Source organism: uncultured Williamsia sp. (genome assembly GCF_947494875.1).
GTDB lineage: Bacteria > Actinomycetota > Actinomycetes > Mycobacteriales > Mycobacteriaceae > Williamsia_A.
This window is the reverse complement of the sequence record NZ_CANLWM010000013.1, coordinates 1-1,365: the sequence shown is the minus strand read 5'-3', so window position 1 is coordinate 1,365 and position 1,365 is coordinate 1. Positions and strand designations below refer to the sequence as shown.

Here is a 1,365-nt window from a genome sequence, read left to right as displayed (position 1 = left end):
CCGCCGAGCGATGCTCCTATAAGAGTCAAGTCGCCAGCGGGGCATGTGGTGCGGTGATGTGGTGGTGGATTTCGCGGGCGACATAGCGTTTGAGGCAGCGGGTGATCTCGCGTCGGGTTTTGCCTTCGGCGGTGCGTTTGGCGAGGTAGGCGCGGGTGCGTTGATCGGTGCGCAGCCTGGTGGTGACGATGGTGTGTAGGGCGCGGTTGGCTTGACGGTTGCCGCCGCGGTTGAGGCGGTGTCGGACTCGGGTGCCGGAGGAGGCGTGGATCGGGGCAGCGCCGCAGAGGTGGGCGAATTGTGCGGCGGTGGTGATGCGCTCGGGGTTGTCGCCGAACGCGACGAGGAGCTGGGCGGCGGAGTCGGTGCCGACGCCGGGCAGAGCCAGCAGGCCTTCGGCGACGGGGTGCAGCAGGTCCTCGAGCTCACGTTGCAGCTCGTCGATCTCGGTGGTGAGTGTGGTGATGCGGCGGGCGGTGGACCGCAGGGCGAGTTTCGCGGCGTACAGCACGCGGTCGCCCGTTGAGTCGGGCCGCAGCCGCAGGCAGCGGGTGATCAGCGCGGCCCGGGTCAGGGGTGCGAGCTGTTCGCGTAGCTGCGGTGGTGTGGTGAGGATGACGGCTTTGAGTTCGGTGATCGCGGTGGCGCGCATGGTGACGGCTTGGCGGCGGGCGTTGTGTACCAACCGGATTGCCTCGACCGCACCGTCGCGGGTTTTGGGTGTGGTGCTCGCGCGCCCGGCCGCGACGGCGGTGGCGGCGGCGTAGGCGTCGACCGGGTCGGACTTGCCGTTGGCGCGGCGGGCCTTGCGGTCGGGGCGGTCGACGTCGATCACGGTGTGGCCGGCGGCGGTCAGGGCGTGGGTCAGTCCGGTGCCGTAGCTGCCGGTGCCTTCCACCCCGATCGCGGTCACCTGGTGGTCGGCGATCCAGTCGATCAGCGCCTGATAGCCGGCGGTGGTGGCGTCGAAGGGGCGATCGGTCAGGTGCCGGCCGAGGGGGTCGATCAGCGCGGCGTGGTGAACATACTTGTGGGTGTCGATCCCGACGTAGACGGCGTCGAGGCTGCTTTCCGACGCTGGTTTTGTCATGCTGGCCATGGGTCACCTTTGGGATAGGAGGTGGGCCACACGCGACCGGTCGGGCCGGGTGGACAGACCAGTGACGAGACATTGCCGTGTGTCGTCAGGCTCCTATCAAGCCACACCCGGACCGGCCGGGAGCATGCTCACGGCCCCGGACGATGCGCCCGGTCCGAGAGCCAGCCGACCGATCGCTCGAAGGACAACCACCGGGTGGTGTCAGGGCCAAAATGAGCCAGACCGACCCACGAACCAGGCCCCTCGAGTATCACTGGGCCAAAACT

At 68.7% G+C, this 1,365-nt stretch carries 1 protein-coding gene; it reads right to left on the bottom strand.

From position 1 onward, the window contains the following. Positions 1-25: 25 nt before the first annotated feature. On the bottom strand, positions 26-1,099 hold the full coding sequence (locus tag Q1A98_RS22320) for an IS110 family transposase (RefSeq protein WP_299577637.1): 1,074 nt from the start codon (positions 1,097-1,099) through the stop codon (positions 26-28). Positions 1,100-1,365: the final 266 nt, after the last annotated feature.

Excerpts from the sequence above, each read along its gene's own strand:
- Q1A98_RS22320 (WP_299577637.1), bottom strand. The coding sequence starts at position 1,099 with ATGGCCAGCATGACAAAACCAGCGTCGGAAAGCAGCCTCGACGCCGTC.